At 67.8% G+C, this 20,429-nt stretch carries 21 protein-coding genes; 11 read left to right on the top strand and 10 right to left on the bottom strand.

Annotation, left to right across the window (positions count from 1 at the left end; translation table 11 throughout):
* Nucleotides 1-24 precede the first annotated feature (24 nt).
* Nucleotides 25-1,134, bottom strand: a complete 1,110-nt coding sequence (locus tag VHC63_13110) for a uroporphyrinogen-III synthase (GenBank protein HVV37542.1) — start codon at nt 1,132-1,134, stop codon at nt 25-27.
* A 73-nt stretch (nt 1,135-1,207) separates the two neighbouring features.
* On the opposite strand from VHC63_13110, the gene VHC63_13115 reads away from it, so the two are divergent.
* Together VHC63_13115 and VHC63_13120 are read left to right on the top strand one after the other, a co-directional pair.
* The gene (locus VHC63_13115; GenBank protein HVV37543.1) at nt 1,208-2,491 is read left to right on the top strand and encodes a deoxyribodipyrimidine photo-lyase; all 1,284 of its coding nucleotides are present in this window, start codon (nt 1,208-1,210) and stop codon (nt 2,489-2,491) included.
* Between the two features lie 79 nt (nt 2,492-2,570).
* Nucleotides 2,571-4,250, top strand: coding sequence for a PQQ-binding-like beta-propeller repeat protein (locus tag VHC63_13120; protein ID HVV37544.1), 1,680 nt, complete (start codon nt 2,571-2,573; stop codon nt 4,248-4,250).
* On the opposite strand, the gene VHC63_13125 is transcribed toward VHC63_13120, so the two are convergent.
* Complete coding sequence (locus VHC63_13125) at nt 4,247-4,927, bottom strand: TetR family transcriptional regulator (GenBank protein HVV37545.1); 681 nt, start codon at nt 4,925-4,927, stop codon at nt 4,247-4,249. The genes VHC63_13120 and VHC63_13125 overlap by 4 nt on opposite strands.
* A gap of 57 nt (nt 4,928-4,984) precedes the next feature.
* Here VHC63_13125 and VHC63_13130 point away from each other — a divergent pair, with 57 nt between their 5' ends.
* The 3 genes from VHC63_13130 to VHC63_13140 are packed head-to-tail and all read left to right on the top strand — an operon-like array spanning nt 4,985 to nt 7,506.
* Nucleotides 4,985-5,974: a ferredoxin reductase gene (locus VHC63_13130; protein HVV37546.1), complete on the top strand. Its 990-nt coding sequence runs from the start codon at nt 4,985-4,987 to the stop codon at nt 5,972-5,974.
* Between the two features lie 13 nt (nt 5,975-5,987).
* On the top strand, nt 5,988-7,094 hold the full coding sequence (locus tag VHC63_13135; GenBank protein ID HVV37547.1) for an acyl-CoA desaturase: 1,107 nt from the start codon (nt 5,988-5,990) through the stop codon (nt 7,092-7,094).
* A gap of 25 nt (nt 7,095-7,119) precedes the next feature.
* The gene (locus tag VHC63_13140; GenBank protein ID HVV37548.1) at nt 7,120-7,506 is read left to right on the top strand and encodes a response regulator transcription factor; all 387 of its coding nucleotides are present in this window, start codon (nt 7,120-7,122) and stop codon (nt 7,504-7,506) included.
* Here the strand turns inward: VHC63_13140 and VHC63_13145 are convergent, their stop codons facing one another.
* The 4 genes from VHC63_13145 to VHC63_13160 are packed head-to-tail and all read right to left on the bottom strand — an operon-like array spanning nt 7,507 to nt 11,691.
* On the bottom strand, nt 7,507-7,854 hold the full coding sequence (locus tag VHC63_13145) for a response regulator (protein HVV37549.1): 348 nt from the start codon (nt 7,852-7,854) through the stop codon (nt 7,507-7,509).
* The gene (locus tag VHC63_13150; protein HVV37550.1) at nt 7,851-9,488 is read right to left on the bottom strand and encodes an ATP-binding protein; all 1,638 of its coding nucleotides are present in this window, start codon (nt 9,486-9,488) and stop codon (nt 7,851-7,853) included. The genes VHC63_13145 and VHC63_13150 overlap by 4 nt, the downstream gene beginning before the upstream one ends.
* Complete coding sequence (locus tag VHC63_13155) at nt 9,464-11,332, bottom strand: ATP-binding protein (GenBank protein HVV37551.1); 1,869 nt, start codon at nt 11,330-11,332, stop codon at nt 9,464-9,466. The genes VHC63_13150 and VHC63_13155 overlap by 25 nt, the downstream gene beginning before the upstream one ends.
* A complete protein-coding gene (locus VHC63_13160) occupies nt 11,329-11,691 on the bottom strand; it encodes a response regulator transcription factor (protein HVV37552.1) in 363 nt (120 codons plus the stop codon). The genes VHC63_13155 and VHC63_13160 overlap by 4 nt, the downstream gene beginning before the upstream one ends.
* A gap of 139 nt (nt 11,692-11,830) precedes the next feature.
* Here VHC63_13160 and VHC63_13165 point away from each other — a divergent pair, with 139 nt between their 5' ends.
* On the top strand, nt 11,831-12,214 hold the full coding sequence (locus tag VHC63_13165) for a response regulator transcription factor (GenBank protein ID HVV37553.1): 384 nt from the start codon (nt 11,831-11,833) through the stop codon (nt 12,212-12,214).
* A 42-nt stretch (nt 12,215-12,256) separates the two neighbouring features.
* Complete coding sequence (locus VHC63_13170) at nt 12,257-13,291, top strand: lysylphosphatidylglycerol synthase transmembrane domain-containing protein (protein HVV37554.1); 1,035 nt, start codon at nt 12,257-12,259, stop codon at nt 13,289-13,291.
* Here the strand turns inward: VHC63_13170 and VHC63_13175 are convergent.
* Together VHC63_13175 and VHC63_13180 are read right to left on the bottom strand one after the other, a co-directional pair.
* Complete coding sequence (locus VHC63_13175) at nt 13,191-13,913, bottom strand: hypothetical protein (protein ID HVV37555.1); 723 nt, start codon at nt 13,911-13,913, stop codon at nt 13,191-13,193. The genes VHC63_13170 and VHC63_13175 overlap by 101 nt on opposite strands.
* 68 nt (nt 13,914-13,981) lie before the next feature.
* A complete protein-coding gene (locus tag VHC63_13180) occupies nt 13,982-15,190 on the bottom strand; it encodes a PKD domain-containing protein (GenBank protein HVV37556.1) in 1,209 nt (402 codons plus the stop codon).
* A gap of 166 nt (nt 15,191-15,356) precedes the next feature.
* Between VHC63_13180 and VHC63_13185 the strand changes: the two genes are divergently transcribed.
* Nucleotides 15,357-15,872 (top strand): DUF4262 domain-containing protein, encoded by a 516-nt coding sequence (locus tag VHC63_13185; protein ID HVV37557.1) that lies wholly within the window; start codon nt 15,357-15,359, stop codon nt 15,870-15,872.
* Nucleotides 15,873-16,105: 233 nt separating this feature from the next.
* Entirely contained in the window at nt 16,106-17,269 is a 1,164-nt protein-coding gene (locus VHC63_13190) for a hypothetical protein (GenBank protein HVV37558.1), read from the top strand.
* Between the two features lie 690 nt (nt 17,270-17,959).
* Here the strand turns inward: VHC63_13190 and VHC63_13195 are convergent.
* Nucleotides 17,960-18,280, bottom strand: coding sequence for a hypothetical protein (locus VHC63_13195; protein HVV37559.1), 321 nt, complete (start codon nt 18,278-18,280; stop codon nt 17,960-17,962).
* A 130-nt stretch (nt 18,281-18,410) separates the two neighbouring features.
* Between VHC63_13195 and VHC63_13200 the strand changes: the two genes are divergently transcribed.
* Complete coding sequence (locus VHC63_13200; GenBank protein HVV37560.1) at nt 18,411-18,647, top strand: helix-turn-helix domain-containing protein; 237 nt, start codon at nt 18,411-18,413, stop codon at nt 18,645-18,647.
* The gene (locus VHC63_13205; protein HVV37561.1) at nt 18,644-19,822 is read left to right on the top strand and encodes a tyrosine-type recombinase/integrase; all 1,179 of its coding nucleotides are present in this window, start codon (nt 18,644-18,646) and stop codon (nt 19,820-19,822) included. The genes VHC63_13200 and VHC63_13205 overlap by 4 nt, the downstream gene beginning before the upstream one ends.
* A 47-nt stretch (nt 19,823-19,869) precedes the next feature.
* Here VHC63_13205 and VHC63_13210 read toward each other — a convergent pair whose 3' ends face one another.
* On the bottom strand, nt 19,870-20,427 hold the full coding sequence (locus VHC63_13210) for a hypothetical protein (protein HVV37562.1): 558 nt from the start codon (nt 20,425-20,427) through the stop codon (nt 19,870-19,872).
* Nucleotides 20,428-20,429: the final 2 nt, after the last annotated feature.

A 20,429-nucleotide genomic window follows, 5' to 3' on the forward strand; every position in this document is an offset into this window, starting at 1 on the left:
GTGTGCGGTCCTCGTAACGTCGGGTTAACGCGCCGCGAGCATGTAGCCGCGCCGGATCACGGTGCGCAACGAGGAGCCAGCGGGGCCGAGTTGGCGCCGCAGGCGACTCACGACGACTTCGAGCGCGTGTTGGTCGACCACTTCGTCACGCCACACCGCGTCGAGTAACGCCCGCTTCGAGACGACGACACCCGCGCGCTGGGCCAACACCCGCAGCACCGCGGCTTCGCGGGCGGTGAGTTCGACGCGACGCCCGCCCACGATCGCGAGCGTCCCGGCGACTTCGAGCGCGTGGTCGGCGAGGTCGACGCGGACGCGTCGCCGCGCCACGGCGTCGACCACCGTATTGACCATCGCCCCCAGCAGTGGTCGTGTCGGTGCAATCGCCGCGGGCAGGCCATGGGCCACCGCGGCCTCCTGGGTGACGGGTCCGACGCACACCGGAATCACCCCGTGGGTGCACGCGGCACGTACGGCGTCGGTTTGATGGCGATCCGCCGCGAGGGCGAAGAAGTTGCCGACCGCCGCCGCGCTGGTGAACGTCACTGCATCCAACGACTGGTCGACCACGGCGTCGAGCAGCCGGGCGGCAGGCGCTTCGTCCTCCGGCCGTTCCCAGCGATATGTACCGATCTCGACGACGTCGGCTCCGGCGGCGCGCAGGGCGAGCGCCGCGCGGTCCGCGTCGGAGCCGTCTCTTTGCGACGCGACCCGTACACCGGTCAACGGCCGGTCGAGTAGGTGGGCGATCACTTCGGACAGGCGTCCCGATGGGCTGCGCCACGCCACGTCGCAGCCGATGGTCACGAGCGAACCGGCGGCCTTGGGGCCGCGAGCCACGATCTCGCTGGCGCGCAGGACGTCGGCGACGTCGGCACCGAGACCCCAACTCTCACACGCCGACAACCATGACCGGATGCCCAGCGCGGTATTGGCGAGCACGAGCGCCGGCGGGTCGCGCAGGAGAGCCTCGGTGTTCGCCCGCAGAGCGGCGTCGGCGACAAGGGGGAGGGTCCGCAGCGTCGGGCCGTGGAGGGCGCGGGCACCGTGACGGTGCAGCAGCTCGATCTGCTCCTCGGCGCGCCGATCGGCGGTCACGCCGACCGCGAAACCGTCGAGGAGTCCAGACGCCACCCTCTCAAAGTGGTGCCCGCATGTTTCGCCGCCGTTTCGGTTTGCGCACAGCGAGGCGAAATAGGTTGCGCTGGTGCCGACGACGATCATGTGGTTCCGCCGCGATCTGCGACTCGCCGACAACCCCGCGCTCGTCGAAGCAGCGCGCGCCGGCAGCGTCGTTCCGTTCTTCTGCCTCGACGACGCGCTGCTGCGGCCCGCGGGGTGCAATCGCGTGGCGTTCCTCCTGCGGAGCCTGCGCGCCCTCGACGCGTCGCTCGACCATGCGCTGGTGGTGCGCCGCGGCGATCCCGTCGCCGTCGTGCCGGCGCTCGCCCGCGAAGTCGGCGCCGACGCGGTCTACGCAACCGCTGACTTCGCGCCGTACGGCGCGGCGCGAGATGACCGCGTTCGCGCCGCGATGGCGCTGCCGCTGCATCTCGTTTCGAGTCCTTATGCCGTCGCGCCGGGGACGGTGCGCAACGGCAGCGGCGAGCCGTACAAAGTGTTCACGCCGTTCAAGCGTGCCTGGCGCGCTGCCGGGTGGCCGGCGCCGCGCAAAGCGCCGCGGGTGCCGCAGTGGGTGACCGGCGTCGCCAGCGACGGCATCCCGGACGACCCGCACACCGACGCCACCCTGCCTGCCGCCGGGGAGGCGGCGGCCAAGCAGGCGGCGCGGGCGTTCTGGGATCGGCACCTGGCGCGCTATGACACCCAGCGCGACCGTCCTGACCTCGACGCCACCAGTCGTCTCTCGCCGTATCTCAAGTTCGGCGCTCTCCATCCGCGGCAGTTGCTCGCCCGGCTCGACGGCACCGACGCCCACCGTGTGTTCACCGACGAGTTGTGCTGGCGCGAGTTCTACGCCGACGTGTTGTTCCATCGACCGCGCAGCGCTCGCGAGACGCTGCAGGCGAAGATGCGCGGCCTCGAGGTCGACACCGGTGCCAACGCGGACGCGCGCTTCGACGCGTGGGCGGCGGGCCGAACGGGCTATCCGCTGATCGACGCCGGCATGCGGCAACTGCTCGCCGAAGGATGGATGCACAATCGCGTACGCATGGCGACGGCGAGTTTCCTGGTGAAGGATCTCCACGTCGACTGGCGCCGCGGCGCCCGCCATTTCATGCACCACCTCGTCGACGGGGATCTCGCGTCGAACCAACACGGTTGGCAGTGGACCGCCGGCACGGGCACCGACGCTGCCCCGTTCTTCCGCGTGTTCAGTCCGACCCGCCAGGCCGCTCGCTTCGACCCCGACGAGGCCTACGTTCGGCGGTGGGTGCCCGAGTTCGGCACCGACGATTACCCCGCGCCGATCGTCGACCACGCCGTCGAGCGGGCCGACGCGTTGCGCCGCTACGCCGCGTTGCGATAGGTCGCGCGCCCGCCGGCCGGAGTAAAGTCCGGTGCGAGATCAAGCCAGGCCGGGGGGGGATGTGACGAAAGTCCGAGCAGTGCGTCGTGGCCTCAGCGCGGTCGTTGCTGCACTCGCGGTGGCGCTGCTGCCGTCCACGCCCGCCGTTGCCGCTCCGCCGCGGATTTGCAACTGGAGCCGCTACGGCCGTGACGCCAGCCTGAGCTTCGCCGCACCGAGCCGCTGCACCAAGCTCAACCGGGCCAACGCCGCGCTGATGGTGCCCAAGTGGTACTTCCACGGCAAGGACTCGATGTCGGCGTCGACCACGGTCGTCGACGGCGTCGTGTACGAAGGCTCCTGGGACGGCGTGCTGCACGCGCTGTCGGCCAAGACGGGCAAGCAGCTGTGGTCGTTCAAGGTCGACGACTCACACGAGAATGCCTTTGGTCGCATCGTGTCGACGGCGGCGGTCGACACGTTCGCCGTGCCCGGCGTCGGCAAGGTGCCCGTGTTGCTCTTCGGCGGCGGCGGCACCCTGTATGCCCTGGCCCCCGGACGCGTCGGGCCGGTGCTCCTCGCAAAGGTCGACGTCGACCCGCGGACACCCGAGTTGAAGGCGAAGCAAGACAAGGCCGGCGATCATCCCGAGGTCGAGATCGAGTCCTCACCGCTCGTCGCCCACTTCGCCGACGGCGATCGCATCTACGTCGGCTTCGACCTGCACAACAACGACCACGTGGGGCGCGCCGGCATGCTGGCGTTCACGCTGCGCCCCGACGTCGGCCACGGCCGGCCGTACGCCTTTGACCTCGCGTTCAAGTTCGACCCCGAGCGCCACGCGGTCCTCCACTCGTTGACGGAAGACTCGGGTTCGGGTTGGGGCTGCGGTGACGTGTGGTCGTCGCCGGCGTTCCAGCCGACGGGACCGAACGACGGCGTCGTGGTGTTCGGCACCGGCAACTGCGACCACTCGAAGGAGTCGGCGGCCGCCGGCGAGGTCGGACGCGAAGGCATCTTCGCCATCAACGCCCGCAGCGGCCAGCGGCTGTGGGAGTACCACCCGCGCCCGCCCCAGGACCTCGACGACGACTTCGGCGCGTCGCCCAACATCCTCGACAACGGCGCCGCCGTCGGTGAAGGCGGCAAGGACGGCTGGTACTACAAGCTCGACCTCCACACCGGGAAGTTGCTTTGGGCGTCGCACGCCGGTCAGGCGGGCCACCTCAACACTGGCTTCGCCGTCGGCGGGTTCATCGGTACCACCGCGGTGGGCAGGGTGAAGCCCGCAGGACTCGGTGCCTCCCGTCCAGCCATCTTCGGCGCCGTCGCCATCGATACGCCGATCGCCCGTCCGATCGACGACCACCACGGCTCGCTCAGCACCAACCTCGCCGCCGATCCCACCCGCGTGTTCTCGCTCGTCGCCATCGACGAGCAGACGGGCGACGTCCTGTGGCGCGCTCCGATAACGGCGCCGTCGTACGGCGCGGTCACCTACAGCAACGGCGTCGTACTGATGGCCGACACCGTCACGTTCAGCCTCGACGCTTTCAACGCCAACACGGGCGCGCTGCTCGCGTCGCGGCCGATCCCCGGGCCGCCGTCGAGCGCGCCCGTCGTCGTCGGCGACTCGATCTACGTCGCTATCGGCACCAGCGAGTCGGACCTCGAGTTCAAAGCGTTCGGCCACCAACTCCAGAACGCGTTCAGCGACACGATCGGCGAGAGCCCGCTGAGTCCGCTCAGCGGCGTCATCGCCTTCAAGCTCCCCGGCTAGCCGCGGCGAGCGATCTCGTCGACCACCGCGGGGTTGCCGACCACGTCGCGCCACGAGGGGACCCCGAGGTTGATCAACAGCAACTGCTTGCGCGAGCGCTCGATGATCTCGGCGCTCTCCTTGGCGTCGGCTTCCAGTAGCTCGGCCGCCATGTGGATCATCGTCTCGGCGATCGACGACGCCAGCATGCGCCGGTCCTCCGCCGTCCAGTCGCGCACGAAGGGGAACTGCTCCAGGTCGACCATCAGCTCGTCGGCGAACAACTCGAGTTCACGCCGGATCGCGCGCCGGATGCGCTTGACGCCGCCGTAACGCTCGCGGGCGATGAAGCGGAAGTGCAACTTGTTGCGTTCGGTCGCCGCCACGACGGCTTCGACGGACGCGTCGATGGCGTTGGTGATGAGGTTCGGGTTGGCGCGCGCGTCGCGCAGCATGGCGTGCAGCGACTCGAAGGACTGATCGACGAGGGCGAGGCCGAGCGCCTCCATGTCGTCGAAGTGACGGTAGAACGCGGTCGGGGAGATGCCGGCTTCCTTGGTGACCTCGCGCAGGCTGATCGAGTCGAAGCTGTTGCGACTCAGCAGTTTCAGCGCGGCCCGCAGCAGTGCCTTGCGCGTGAGTTCCTTGCTCTCGTCCCGAGACCGGGACGAGTACGCGCGGTGGTGCGGACTCGGCACCTGTGAAGTATGTCACATTCAGTTGACAGATGTGCACCGATCTGATTCAGTGTACATATGTTCACCGAATCGCTCGCCCGCCGGACCCTCAGCGGTCTCGTCCATGGGCGCATCGTGGCGGTCGACCGCTCGGCCACGAACTCCGTCCTCCTGACGATCGAGCCGAACCGCAACTGGACGGGTTTCGCCGCCGGCCAGTACACGCAGCTGTCGGTCGAGATCGACGGCGTGCGCCACACCCGCTGCTACTCCATGTGCTCTGTCGCCGGCGACGACCGCCGCTTCCAGCTAGGCATCAAGGCGCATCCCGACGGCCTCGTCAGCCGGTGGCTCGTGGCCAACGCCGCGCCCGGAATGGTCGTCGGCTTGACGCCCGCCGCCGGCGAGTTCGTGCTGCCCGACGCGCGCCCGACCCGCACCCTGCTCGTCAGCGGCGGCAGCGGCATCACGCCGGTGCTGTCGATGCTGCGCACGCTGTGCGCCGAGGGCCACGCTGGAGCCGTCACGTTCCTGCACTTCAACCAGTCGCCGACGGGCGTGCTGTGCGGCGACGAGATTGCGGCGCTCGCCGCTGCGCATCCGAACGTGCGCGTCGTCATGGCGTACAACGAACTGCTGACCGAAGCGCACCTCGACGCCGCTGATCCGCAGTGGCGCGACGCCGACGCCTTCGTGTGCGGCCCGGCCCCGATGATGGACGCGGTGCGTGCGCACTACGACGCCGCCGGCGTCTCGCAGCGCTTCCACCAGGAAGCGTTCACGCTCACCGCCTTCGTCGGCGAAGCGGGCGACGTCAGCGGCGCCGTCTGCTTCGCCGGCAGCCAACTCGAGGTGGCAAGCGACGGCCGCACGCTGCTCGAGCAGGCCGAGGCTGCCGGCCTCACGCCCCAGAACGGATGCCGCATGGGCATCTGCCACACCTGTCCTCGCCGGCTGGCTCGCGGCACCGTCCGCAACGTCGTCACCGGCGAACTCACCAGCGACCCCGACGTGAACGTCCGCATCTGCGTGAGCGTGCCCGTCGGCGACGTCGAAATCGATCTCTAAGGAGTCTCAAGAAATGGTTGCCGTTCTCCAACCTCAACTCAGCACCCGGGCGACCGCCGCGTCGTTCGGCCTCACCGACGACGACCTCGACGCCTTCGGTGCCGAACTCGACGCCTTGCGCGACAACGTGATCGCCACCCGCGGCCAGGCCGACGCCGACTACATGCGCCGCGTCATCCGCGTGCAGCGCAGTCTTGCGGTGTCGGGTCGCGCCAGCCTGTTCCTCGTGGCGGTACCCGGCCTCGGCCCCATCGCCTGGGTCTACGGTGCCGGCGCACTGGGCGTGGCCAAGATCCTGGACAACATGGAGATCGGCCACAACGTCATGCACGGCCAGTACGACTGGACGCGCGACCCGGCGCTGGCGAGCGCCACGTTCGACTGGGACACCGTGTGCCCCGGCGACCAGTGGAAACACTCGCACAACTACTTGCACCACACGTTTACCAACGTGGTCGGCAAGGACCGCGACATCGGCTACGGCGTGCTGCGCATGAGCGAGTCGAAGCGCTGGACGCCGTGGGACCTGCTCAACCCGCTCAAGGCGAGCGCCCTCATGCTCGCCTTCGACCACGGCGTGATGCTCCACGACGTCGAGGTCGAGCAGTTGATGAAGGGCAACAAGACCTGGAAGTCGCAGTGGCCGATCCTGCGCGACGGACTGAAGAAGTCGGCGAAGCTCGACGGCCTCGACTACGTCGTGTTCCCGCTGCTGACCGGTCCGTTGTTTCTCTCGACGCTCGCGGCCAACGCGACCGCCAACCTCGTGCGCAACCTGTGGTCGTTCTCGATCATCTTTTGCGGGCATTTCCCCGAAGGCACCCACCAGTTCAGCGTCGACGAATGCGAGAACGAGTCGAAGGGCCACTGGTACTTCCGCCAGTTGCTCGGCTCGGCGAACATTCGCGGCAGCAAGCTGTTTCACGTTCTGTCGGGCAACCTGAGCCATCAGATCGAGCACCACCTCTTCCCCGACCTTCCGGCGAGTCGCTACCAGGAGCTGGCGCCGCAGGTGCAAGCAATCTGTGAGCGCTACGGGCTGCCGTACAACACGCGGGGCTTTTCGGGTCAGCTCACCTCGACGTGGAAGAAGATCTGGCGGCTCGCATTCCCGGGTTGAGCCACGGACGGCTTAGCTTGTACCGGTGGAATCCGGGGCAGTGAGCGCGTTGATCGTCGACGACGCCGAAGACATGCGCCTGCTGCTGCGCCGCGTGCTCGAGCGCGCCGACATCACCATCGTCGGCGAGGCGGTCGACGGGCTCGACGCCCTGCGAGCGGTGGCCGAACTCGGACCACCACCGGTGCCGACCGTGATCGTGCTCGACAACATGATGCCGAATCTCAACGGACTCGAGGCCGCCGAGCAGCTGCTGCGCGATGACCCGACGTTGCGGATCGTGCTGTTCACCGCGTACCTGAGCGACGAGGTGTCGCAGCGGGCGGCCGAACTCGGCATCCGCGCCGCGGTGTCGAAGTCCGATTTGTTCAACCTCGCCCCGTTGATCCTCGACGTGGCGGGCGCCGCGTAGTCAGGCGGCCACGGCGCGGCGCAGCGCCGACAGATTGCCCTTCTCGACAAGGATCGCGCCGGCTGCCTTGGCGTCGCGCACGACATCGGGCGTCACGTAGTTCGTGTAGACGACCACCTGCATCCCGTCGCCCTGGACTTGGCGGGCGACGTCGACGCCGTCGATCCCGGCCCCGAGCCGCAAGTCGACGACGAGGACGTCGGGGCGCCGATCGGCGCACAGGCGCAGCCCGGTCTCCCCGCTGGTGGCCGTCCCCACGATCTCGTGGCCCTCGAGGCCGAGGTCGAGTTGCAGCAGGCCGAGCACCGCCTCGTCGTTGTCCACCAGCACGACGCGGCGCGGGCTCATGCCGACTTCGCCACCGTGGATTCGGCCGCGTGCGCGAGCGGGAGCGCGAAGGCGACCGTGGCGCCACCACCCGCCCGGCGTTGCGCCCAGATCCGGCCACCGTGGGACGTGATGATCTTGCGGCAGATATACAGACCGAGACCCGTGCCGGTGACGTTGGCGTGGCGCCCCCGGCTGAACTTCTCGAACGACCGCTCGATCTCGTCGTCGCTGAGACCAAGCCCGCGGTCGCTCACCTCCACGACGGCCTCGCCCCCAACCGTCGTGACGTGCACGTCGATGCGGCTGCCGACAGGTGAGTTCTTGATGGCGTTGTCGAGCATGTTGGCCAGCACCTGCTGGATGCGCTCGGGATCGGCGCGCACCTCGCTGTCGGTCGCCTCGGCGGTGACGACGAGTTCGCGCTCGGGATTGAGCACGCCGTCGACGGCAACCTGCGCCGCCGCCGCCAGGTCGAGCGTTTCGAACGCATACGCCAGCTCGCCGGCTTCGATGCTGGCGGTGTTCAAGACGTCGCGGCTAAGCGCGTGCAGCCGGCGGGCGTTGGCGTACGCCTGCGACAACGCGTGACGGCGGTCGTCGTCCTTCATCGCCTCCCAGTGGTCGATCAGTGTTTGCAGGAAGCCGAGCTGTCCGGTGGCGGGCGTGCGCAGCTCGTGTGACACGATGCTGATGAACTCCTCGTGCGCCGCGCTGATCTCGGCCAGGCGGGCCTGTTCACGCCGCGCCGCCTGCAGGCGGGAGAACAACGTAAAGAACGTGACGATGCCGCCGATCAGGGCGACGCCCATCAGCAACAACAGCGCCGAGCGCAACGGCGCCGTCAGGTCGCCCTCGAACTCCTTGGTCGTCTGCCGGAAGGTGGCGTGCCAGCCGACGCTCGGAATCGGTGCGCTGGCGGTGATCCACGCGCCCTTGCGGTGGAAGTCGGAACTCGTTCGCAGCAGCGACGCGTCGGCGCGCTTGCCGACGATGTTCACGTTGGTCGACGAGATGACCGTGCCCGTGCTGTCGACGAAGGAGTACTCGTCGGTCTTGGCGCGGTGGAAGCCGGCAATGAAGCCGTTGAACGCCGAGTCCTTGGCGACATCGGACTCCTGCACCAGCGCGCCGACGACGGGACCCGTCGCACTCGCGCGGATGGGGCGCGCGATGGCGATGGTCGGCAGCGGCGTCGTCAGGCTGGCCCGCGATGTCGCCAGCACCAGCGGCGTTCCGGCGAGCACCTTGTCGAGGCCGGCGCGGTCCACCTTGGTGCCGACCACGCCCGGATCGGCGAGGAGCGTGCCGTCGGTGACGACGCCGTGCGCGTCGACCAGGTACATGCCGGTGCGCGCCGTCGGCTGCGCCGCTTGGAGCTGCTCCAGACCGGTGGCGTCGGACGTATCGGACGGCGTCAGGTGCCAGGTCGCGCCCGTCACCGGGTTGGTCAGTCCCGCGGTCGAGGCCAGCGCCGGCGCGAATGCACTGTCGAAGACGCGGGCGAACTGTTCGAGTTGCGCCAGTTGCAGGCGCTCGAGGGCGTGACGCCCGTTGCGCTCCGCGCTGAGTACTGCGGTCACCACCGACGCGGCCAACGCGACCACGATCACGGCGGCGAACACCGCGATTACGCGGTCACGGCGTGAGGCCATGTCTCGTCTCCCTCCTGTGCAGCTTCCTTCGCTTCATGGAACAGCGGCAGCGTCACCCGGAACGTCGCGCCGCCCTGAGGCGTTTCGTTGATACGGACCTCGCCGTGCATCTGCTCGACGAGTTGCTTGACCAGTGCGAGGCCGATGCCGATCCCGCGTGTCGCCCGCAAGGACTCGTCGTCGACGCGGTAGAAGAGGCGGAACACGTTCTCGCGTTCCTCGGGCGCAATGCCGCCGCCGTGGTCGACCACGGCGAGAACCGCGGCCCCGTCTTCGATCCCGAGACCCACTTCGATCGGCGAGTTCGGCGGCGTGTACTTGGCGGCGTTCGTCAGCAGGTTGGCCAGGATGCGCTCGACCATCGACAGGTCGCCGTTCACCGCTACGTCGGGGGTGACGACGACGCTGATCGGGCGGTCGCCGAGAACCGGCGACAGCTGATCGACGACTTCGGGGACGACCTTGGTGAGATCGACGCGCTTGAGGACCGGCCCCGATCCCCGCTCCATCCGGGCGAAGTCGAGTAGGTCTTCGATGAGCAGTCCGAGGGAGCGGGCGTTGCGGCGGATGCGCTGGATGTAGTCGGCGCGTCGCGGATCGTCCGGCGCCAGTCGGTCGTTGTCGAGCAGCCCGGCGAAACCTTCGATGGCCGTCGCGGAGGTGCGCAGTTCGTGGCTGACCGACCCGACGAAGGCGATTTTCATGGCGTCGACGTCGCGCAGGCGCGCCACCATGCGCTGCTCGTTCTCGAAGAGCTGGGCGTTGCCGAGGGCGGCGGAGAGCAGCGTGCAGGCCGCGACGAGGCTTTCGACCTGACGCTCGGACATGCCGTTGACCGGTCGGGCGCGCACGACGCCGATGGTGCGGCCGCTGCGCTCGAGGGCGATGTGGACGTAGGTGTTCGCCGCGATCGGTCCGCGATCGGTGACGGTCTCGGCGGTGCTGTCGGCGCCCAGGTCGGCCCCGATCGAGAACACCCGGCTGAGCTCGCCGGTCTCGGTGGCGAGGCTTACCGAGCACGCGTCGAAGTCGAACTCGTTGCCGACCTCGACGACGAACAACGGCAGCAGCTCACTCAGCGTCAGGCTCTGCTGGAGCATCGGTCCCATGCGGGCAATCAGAGCCAGTTCCTCGGCGCGGGCGGCCGCCTCGGCTTCGCTGCGGTGAACGGCTCGCTCGCGGCGGCCGACGATCACGGCGATGGCGATGGCGAATCCCAACCCGGCGACGAGAGGCAAAACCGGCAGCGCGGATGTGTGGGCGGCCGGTTTCGGCGCGGCGACCGGCGGGCTGAGCGACACGAGATAGCCGGCGAGTGCCTGCCGGCGGCCCGCGACGTCGAGCGGGTCGGCGCCGCCGTACAGCGCCTGAGCCTGGACGACGGTGGTCGAGCCGTCGGCGAGCCGGCCGCGTGCCGACTTGGCCACCCCGGCGTCGCGCGCCAGGGCGAAGGCGAGCTGCACCGCCGGCTGTTGGGCGAAGTCGAGCCCCACGACCTTGGGGGCAGATGCGGGGGGCACCGCGGCAACCACCGGCAGCGACGTCGCCGCCGTCGTGCGCACGACGCCCATCACCTGCCCGGCCGGCGCGAAGCGCAGCAGGGTAGCGGTGAGATCGGTGTCCGACGCGATCTGGTTGCCGTCGATCGCGGCGGCGCCGGCGAGCAGCAGTCGGGCGGTGGCGCGCCGGTTGGCCTGGTCGGCCGCGGCGGCCGCCGCGGCGCGTGCGTGCGCGACGCGGCGGTCACGATCGTTCCGCGCGTTGCGCGCCGCGACGAACGACGGCGTGGCGGCCGCGAGGACCAGGAGACCGACGACCAACGGCGTGGTGAGGCGGCGCTTCACGCCGTCCACTCCGCCGAGAGTGTCTCGGGCAGCTTGAAGATGTCGGCCTTGCTGACGGCGACTACGCCGAGGCGTTCGGCTTCGTCGCGGATCACGCTGTCGAGATCGGCGGTGAACAGAAAGATCCGCTGGTCGGGTTGCTCGTGCAGGATCACCTCGGCGACTTGGAGGCCGGTCTGATCCGGCAACTGCTGGTCGAGGAGCACGACCTCGGGGTGGATCTCACGCCACTGGTCGAGCGCTTCGGCTCCCGTGGTCGCTTCGCCGACGACGGCGAGTTCGCCATGGGCATGTTCGAGGACGGCACCGACGAGGAGCCGCATGTCGGCCTGGTCATCGGCGACAAGCACTCCGTGCACAACGGCCTCCAACGATCGTCACCCCGAACCAGTCGGGCTGCGACAACGTTGACGCCCAAAACCAAACGTCGGGCGGTACACAGCCCAACAATTTGACTATTCGCGTGACGGGCGGACGCACCGCGGTACAACCCGTGGCGTGACTTCCGACACGACGGTGTTCCTGGCCGATGACGCCCCCGACATGCGCATGCTGCTCACTGCGGTGCTGGAACACGCGGGCTTCACCGTCGTCGACGAAGCCGTCGACGGCACCGAAGCGTTGGCGAAGGTCGCCGAGTTGTCGCCGCCGCCGGTGCCCACGGTGATGGTGCTGGACAACCGCATGCCCGGCGCCACCGGTCTCGAGGTCGCCGAGCGCGTCCTGGCGACGTATCCGCATCAGCGAATCGTCCTGTTCACGGCGTACCTCGACGCCGAAGTGGCGAGCGCGGCGCGCGCCGTCGGGATTCGCGAATGCGTGTCCAAGGCCGACTGGAAGACGCTGCCGGCGGTCGTCGCCGATCTCGCCGCCGCCTCTTAGACCCGGAGGTCCCGTCGGGGTACGCCCCGTACGATGAGAGCTATGCCGTGGACGCGCTGGGTCGGCACCTGCGTCGGTGTCACCGCCCTCAGCGTGTTCGTGTTCGTGGAGCGCGTCACGCTGCGCCAGTCGTTTCACGTGTTCAGCCACCTGCGTTGGGACTGGGCCGTGCTCGCGGCCCTCGCCGAAACAGTGTCCATGGGGGCGTTCGCGCTGGCGCAACGGCACCTCGTCGTCGTCGCCGGGCACGGCACCCACGTGCGCCATGCCGTGCACACCGCGTACGCCGGCAACGCCATCAGCAGCTCGATCCCGTTCGTCGGTGCCCAGGTCGGCACGGTGTTCACTTTCCGGGCGTACCGCCGCCACGGCGTGGACGGTCCGACGATCGCGTGGGCGCTCGCCATCGCCGGCGTGCTCTCGGCCCTCGCCTACGGCATCGTGGCCGGAACCGGCGCCGTGTTGTCGGGTAGCACGTTCGTGTCGGGTGCGATCGCGGGTTCGACGGGCGTCGTCCTGCTCGGGAGCGCCTTCGGGTGGTGGGCGTTGCGCCGCCAGTCATGGCGACCGGGCGTCACCCGCCGCGCCGTCCGGGTGGTGACGTGGCGCCAACGCGTGATGAAGCAGTCCTTCGGCCGGTCACCGGCAGAGGTCGTGGCGATCGCGTTCGAGCGCTTCGACGCGCTGCGGCCGCGGCGCGCCGATTACGCCACCGTCTTCAGCTACACGCTCGTCAACATCCTCGCCGACCTGTCCGCCCTGGCGTTGTCGATCGTCGCGGTGGGTGCCGGCGTGCCCTGGACGCGGCTCATCCTGGTGTGGGTTGCGGGCTCGACGGCCAAGGGCATTCCGTTCACGCCCGGCGGCGCCGGCTTTGTCGAAAGTGCGATCGCGCTGGCGCTCGTCGGCAGCGGCGTGCATCCGGCGACGGCCACCGCCGCGGCGCTGCTCTACCGCGTCGTGAGCTTCTGGATGCTCATCGCCCTCGGCTGGTTCGCCGTCGCCCTCCGAGCATTCCTCCGCCGGTCAGCTCCGGCCGCGGCCGTTGACGCGCCGACGCCCGCCGCTGTCGAATGACGCTGTCCGCCGCGCGGTGGGCGCGGTGCAGGTCGAAGTTCGACGCGATCGACCCGACGAACGGGCCGGCGACCGGCAGCCAACCGGCGGCTGCCTCCCGGAGCATGCGCGCCGCCAGGCGTTCGGCGGCGCGGGTGACCGTGGCCTTGCTGACATCGTCGGCGTCGGGCAGCACCATGCGCATGATGGCGAGCTGCACCGATTCGGGATCGTCGATGCCGGCGACGCGCAGCTTGTGCACGATGGTCGAGAACTCGACGTAGGTCTCCCACACCGCGGCGGTCACCTGCACGGCCAGCGCCGTCGGCGCGGTGATGGCGACGGTTTCGGGTCCGGCGAGGAGCAAGCCCTCCGCGGCGTTGGCCGCCAGCGGCCCGGCGGCACCGGTGATCGTCGCCGACACGTGTCCGACCACGCGGCTCTTGACCGGCAGCGTGTAGCGCGACGCCGCGTCGATCAACGGGATCAGGTCCCGCCCGAGCGCTTCGATGAGCTTGGGGTCCCGCGCCAGCGCCTTGAGGTCCTTCGGACGGCGCGCCTTGGCCAGTTTGGGCAGCGCGACCTTGGTGAACGTCGCGATCAGGTCGCGCACGGCGGTGGTGGCGGTGTCGTTCACACCCACGGCAGTGCCCGCTGCGGTCGTTGTCTAAAGACTCGTAAGTCGGATGCGGAGTTAGCTGCGGGCGTCGGTTAGGCGACGTGCACCCACACGTCGCCGGTGCCTTTCTTGCCGCCGTTGTCGGTGACCGTGAGCACGACGTGGTACGAACCGCCGGACGCGTAGGTGTGCGTGGCTCCCCGCCCACGCGTGCTGGCGGTCTTGTCGCCCCAGGTCCACTCGTACGACGCGATGGTGCCGTCACGGTCGGTGGCACGCGCCCCGCTCACTTGGACGGTGCGGCCGCTGATCGCGAGTGTGATGACCGACGTCGGTGCCACGTTGCCCACGACCGTCGTCGAGGTGGTGGAAGTGGTCGAAGTCGTGGAGGTCGACGTCGTCGTCGTGGGCAGGCTCGCGGCGGTAAGCGGCTGCCACGTGGGCATGTCGTCTTCGCTTCCCGACGTGAGCTGCCGCAGGTTCGTGCCGTCCACCGAGACGGTGTGGATACCGGCGTCGGCTCCCGCGAAGGAGAAGGCGATGGTCTGGCCGTCCGGCGAGAACGTGGGCGAGTACGCCCGACCCTCGGGCAGCGTCACCGGGATCTCGTGCAGACCGGCGCCATCGTCGCCGACGACGTACAGGTGCGCTCGGTACGTTCCGTCGAGCAGACTCTCGTTGGCCGCGAAGACCACGCTGCGATCGTCGGGCGCGAACGCCGGCTCGCTGCGCACCTGGTACGGCGTGGTCGCCACGAGGTGGGCGTTGGCGCCGTCGCGATCCGCGATCCACACGTCGAACAGGTTCTCGTTCAGGTACGTCAGGCGCCGGCCGTCGGCGGACCACGACGGATACCACTCGCCGGATCCGTCGTCGGGGAACAGCTGTTGCGCGCCGGTGCCGTCGTAATTGACGACTTCGAGCTTGCCGTGGCCTGACGGATCACCCTTCATGTAGACGAAGTGCGTCCCGTCGGGCGAGATGCTCACGTAGAGATGCGGCGCGATCCCCGGTACGACTTGCTTGGCGGAACCGTCGGCATTCATCACCAAGGCACCGGCCTGCGCGCCCAGGTAGGCGATCTTCGAGCCGCCGGCGAAGAAGCTCGGAAACGCGGCGGCGTCGGGTGCCTGGGTGAGCGCGTGCAGGTCGCTGCCATCGGGGTTCATGGCGTAGAGCTCGTACTGGCTGCCGCTCAACAAGCGCATGAACACGATCTCGCCGTTGCCTCCTGGCTGCGAGGCGCCGGCGACGGGCAAACCGATGGTTGCCAGTGCCACCGCCGCAATCGCGGAGAACACGCAAAGGGCCTGAACGACGCGGCGAAGCCGGAACTGCATCAATGCCTATCGGCGCCGAATCCCAACGACTTGAGCGTCACACCCTGTCGGTACGGTGACGGTGGGCATCGAAGCTGGCCGTCACCTCGGCTTCCTCATTCCGCATCACGTGAGGAAGTGACGAACCATGTGCGCAATCTGCGACGGCATGACCGAGGACCAGCTGCAGGGCGACTTGCAGCGCCGCATCGCCCGCTACGGCTACACAACGCTGAGCGTCGACGGCCCCGAGGAGTGGACCTACACGATCGGGTTGACCGCGTCGTTCGACCATCCCGAGTTCGTCGTCACCGGTCTCCCGGCGCGACCGGCGTCCATGGTGATCCAGGCGCTCGCCGATCGCGTACGCAACGGCGAGCGGTTCAGTTCAGCTGACTCGGAGCGGCTCGTCGACGAGTTCCCCGTCCGCTTCGGCGACGTCCACCCCTCGCAGTGGCAACACGGCCGCTTCGACGGCTGGAAGCGCTACTACGCCTGGCTCGGCCGCACGCCGGCGCTGCGAGAGGCGCTCCAGATCGTGTGGAGCAACGACGAGTGGATCTACCCGCCCGACGAGCGCTTCGGCCTCGAGTGCAACAACGCCTGCCAGCCGCTGCTCGACTCGCCGGCTACGGGCAACGTCAACCGCCGCCGCCGCTGGTGACATCACATGGAAGTGAACGGGTGGATGGAGCGGGTGACGGGAATCGAACCCGCGTTCTCAGCTTGGGAAGCTGATCTCGAACGTTGACGGCGAACGTTGGCGGATGAATGCGCTGGTCACGCGTGTAAGGCGGACCACCGCGAACGGCCGAGTTTCTCAGCGCATGTGCCATAGATGTGCCATGACGCTTGCTCTTGGTAGCCCACCCGCTCGAACAAGAGCGACACTGTGGAGTGGTCGATCTCGAAGCCGAGCATCCGACGCTCGCGACCTCGGCGTTCGGTCTTGTAGCTCTGCTCGAGCACTGGCAGAGCCATATTGCGGCCAAGACCGATGCGTCCGCATGGATGCAGGACTTGGAGTTTGCCGCGAGAACCGAGCGGCTGGCGGGCCACCTCCGCGCAGTGCTGAATCTCGCTAGTGCCGAGCTGTTCCCGTCTGCGCTCGTCGTCTGTCGCACCGCGTTAGAGCACCACGTGCTCGATCGGCTTCTGTTGCTCGCAAACCGTTATCGCTTGGATTTCCCAACGGACGCTGACGAGGATCGAGACCGATTGTTGGCGGAGTGGGAGGCACAAGAAGGGGACTGGACCAAACAGGTCGAGTCTCTCGCTCCGACCAAGCGAGGGTTGCGCCTCGTACGGCGTGGCCATGCGGTCATCAATCCCGAGGGAGACGTCGTTGAGCAGATATCTCCTTATTGGCTAGCGATGGAACACTACGACGCGCTCGCCGGACACCCCTCGACGCAGGAGCAGTTGCTGAGGCCCTTTCGAGAACTGGAAGACAGCGTCAAGTGGGCAAAGACGAGCCAGCAGCTCTACTCGGAGTACTTCAAGTGGGGGGCGCTGTGCGACAACCTCGAATTGAACGACCTGGCGTCCGCAGACGAAATCTTGCAACTCCAGGTTCACTATCGGTTTCTGAGCGCGTTCACCCACGCAACGAACACTGGTTACAACGTTGCGCACCGAGATGTCAGACCCAACTCACCGTCAGCGACCCATCTGCTCAGCGAGTTAGCGCTCCTCTACGTGGCCGTCGTCGCCTCAGCGCAGATCGACACGTGGGCGGCTTTTCTCGCCAAACGGAGCGAGCGTCTACGCCCGCTTGGTGCCGAGGTTGCGAAGATCGCCGAAACGGCGCGTCAGCGAATTGGATATTTCTGGTTTCTCGGTGGCAAGCCGCAGCCGTTCGACGTCTACGAAGAGGCGAACCGGAGAGCGCACCCTCTGCTACTTGAAGGCAAACCAATTCCGCTCATGACAGACGTGGTTCCGGAAGATGTCCGTTACTACTCCGATCCGTATGACCGGCTCGCAAGACTCCACGTCGGCGAACGCGAATTGACGACGGGTTTCGCCTTCGCGCCACTCTGGCCAAGCCTTCACTGGTGAGAGAGCCGCCTAGTCCGGTCCGGCGAGCTGCGACTCGGCCTCGATTGCAACTGCGGCCAGAGACTGGTCTGCGACGACAGCGGCGAACCAACGAGTTGCCTCGGCAGCGATGAGAGCGGTTCCTCGTAACGGTGTGTGCGAGGTCGGCGTCGGGTCCAGCGTCGGCTCGCCCGAGCTGATCGCTAGGTACGAGTCCGCCGAAATCGCTGTGGGGTGCGCGTACTTCGACTCCAGCAAAAAGGCGACGTACACATTCGAGACGCCAGCGCGTTCGCATAGTTTCTCGGCGCTGTTCAGCAACGCGACGCCCGCCGGTTCTTTTGTGCCTGGTCCTGTCACGAGTCGTGACTCGTCAAGGTCCCAGTCGCGGGCAATCGCTGCCCTTTTTGTGCGAGCTCCCTGATGTTGGTGCTCCCACCGGATTTGCCTCGAGCACTTGATCGGGCTCGTCCAGCAGCCACTTCATCGCTGCGTAGTGATGCAGTACCACACGCACCAACGGCGAAGACTCGTGAGCGAGGCCCGAGTCATGCAGCACAGCGACCGCGTGAGCGGTTCGGATGATGCGTGACCACCAGCCGTAGGCGACGAGTGCTTCAGTGCGGTGGCCACTGGCGGGCTCAATTGCGGGGAGTTCATGGTGAGCTCGGGCTAAGGATCGGATCGCTCCGTCTGCAACTCCCGCCGTCGTCATCCCGCGGCCTTGGGGCTGGACGGACGTGCTGTTAGTCGTGTGTACTCGTCGCGCGCGTCCTCATCGACTTCGACCGTGCCCTTGCCGGCCCAATGCCGGTCCTGCCCGCTCTTCTTTACGCCCGAGATCCAGAACTCCTCACCGGTCTCGACATCGAAGTGGTTGCCCGGACCGCCGCCGTATGGCTTTCGCTGGAGAGTCCGGCCTCGGTAATAAACGGTGCGGCCCGTCTTCGAAAATGAGACGCGACCGATCCAAGCAGGGCCGTCATCGTTGTAGCCCGACTTCAGTTCGACGTACATGATCCGGTCTTTCACCGGGCATCAGGGTACGGACTCGCGAAGCGCTCACAAGTCGGTATTCGAAAGCCGGCGAAGTCAGTCCCACACACCTGCATCGCAATGCTTGTTGTCCGGTTCGGGGGTCGCGAACGGCTTTGTAGAGGTGATGCTGAACCTTCCGGAACCACACGCGCCCGAGCCGCTGCTTCTGACCATCGTCGAGGCAGCCCGGCTGCTGTCGGTCGGGCGAACAACCGTCTACGAGCTCATCGACCGTGGCGAGATTCGTGCGGTGCGCATCGGTCGGGCATGCCGGGTCCCAGTCACCGCCGTAAACGATTACGTCGCGCGACTTTTGGCCATTGAGGACGCCACACCCCCTTCGTACCGTGAGTCGGCATGAGCATCGACGCCCGCAAGTTGAAGAGCGGCAAGACCGTCTACGACGTGAGGTTGCGCACGCCCGACGGCCACCCGTATAAGCGCACCTTCCGCACCAAGCGCGAGGCCGAGACCTTCGAAGCGCGCGAGGTCGCGGACCGCAGCCGTTCGACCTGGATCGATCCGCGCGTCGCCGACATCACGCTCGACGACTTCGCGACGCGCTGGCTCAAGAACCGAGCCCAGCTACGACCACGCACCCGCGAGCTGTACGACGGTCTACTGCGGCTCCACATCCTGCCGACGCTCGGCGAGCTGACGTTGGCGCGGCTGTCCTCATCGGCGGTTCGGAAGTGGCACGGCGAGTTGTACGCGGCTCGTCACCCGGGAGCGTCGACGGTCGCCAAGTCGTACCGCTTGCTGCGAACGATCCTCAACACCGCGGTCGAGGACAGCATCATCGGCAAGAACCCGTGCCTGATCGAAGGCGCCGGCGTCGAGCGAGCACCCGAGCGACCGACGGCGACGATCCCGCAGGCGATGGCGCTCGCTGACGCAATCGAGCCGCGCTACCGGCTCATGGTCGTGCTCGCCACGTTCGGCGGCCTTCGACTCGGCGAGTTGCTCGGCCTCCAGCGCTGCGATGTCGATGTCGACCGGGTCGCGGTGCGCGTCGACGACCAGGCCGTCGAACTCAAGAGCGGCGCCCGCATCGTCGGTCCGCCGAAGAGCGAAGCTGGGCGGCGGACGGTAGCGCTTCCTCCGCAGATCGCCGACGAGCTGCGCAGTCACCTCGCATCGTGGACCGCCGATGCTCCCGACGCACTCGTGTTCACCGAGGCCGACGGCTCGCCGCTCAGTCGTCGCATCTGGAACCTGCGCTGGAAGGCTGCCAAGTCGAAGATCGGCCTTTCGCATCTCCACTTCCACGACCTGCGCCACACCGCCAACACGCTTGCTGCCGCGACCGGTGCATCGACGAAGGAACTTATGGCGCGCATGGGCCACTCGACCGCGCGGGCGGCGTTGATCTACCAACACGCCACCCGGGATCGCGACGTCGTCATCGCCAAGGCCATCGGCGAGTTCCTCGAGGCAGCGGATATCAAGCCGGCCGACGAGGCGACCGTCACGCCGATCGAGGAGCTACGTGCCAACCGCGAGAGCCGCCAGCAGTCGCTCTTCGAGAGCGGCTGAGGTCAAGTCGATCACAGCCTTCCTACCGACGTGGAGTTGCTCGGTAGCTATCTCTTCGGCGCGCGTTCACGTTCCAAGTACGGCAACAGATGTTCGAGCTGCCGGTCGGCCAACTCAGCCCTCATATCGGGCAGCACCTCGCCACGCAGTTCCGGTACAGACACCTTGCGCTGTGACGCGATCCGGCCGGCAATGCCGGCGGTCTTGTCTACTTTCGCCGCGGTAAGGCGTGGCACCGGCAACGTGATGAGTGAGGGTCCATGGCGGTCGATCTGCTTGAGGATCTCGGGCATGTAGGCGATCAAACTGCCCCACTGAACGACCGGGTCGTTAATGCGATGTGTCCAAGTCACCACGCTCAAATTTGTCGCCACGAGCGCGATCGCTTCCTCGTCTTGTTCGAGTTGGCTCGGATCGGTCGTGACAACGCCCTCAAATCCGTCGTGTTCGGCAGCGAGATGCAAAAGCCAGTCGGGCGTCGACGTGTTCGAGAAGACGTTGTTGAAGTCAACGAGGTGCGTGTACGTGACAGTCGCGTCGAGTTGGTCAGCGTCGAACCGCGGCTTCGGGAAGTTCTGATCCAGGAGCCAACGTCGCGGGGCCAAGG

It is taken from the genome of Acidimicrobiales bacterium, from assembly GCA_035546775.1.
Taxonomy (GTDB): domain Bacteria; phylum Actinomycetota; class Acidimicrobiia; order Acidimicrobiales; family JACCXE01; genus JACCXE01.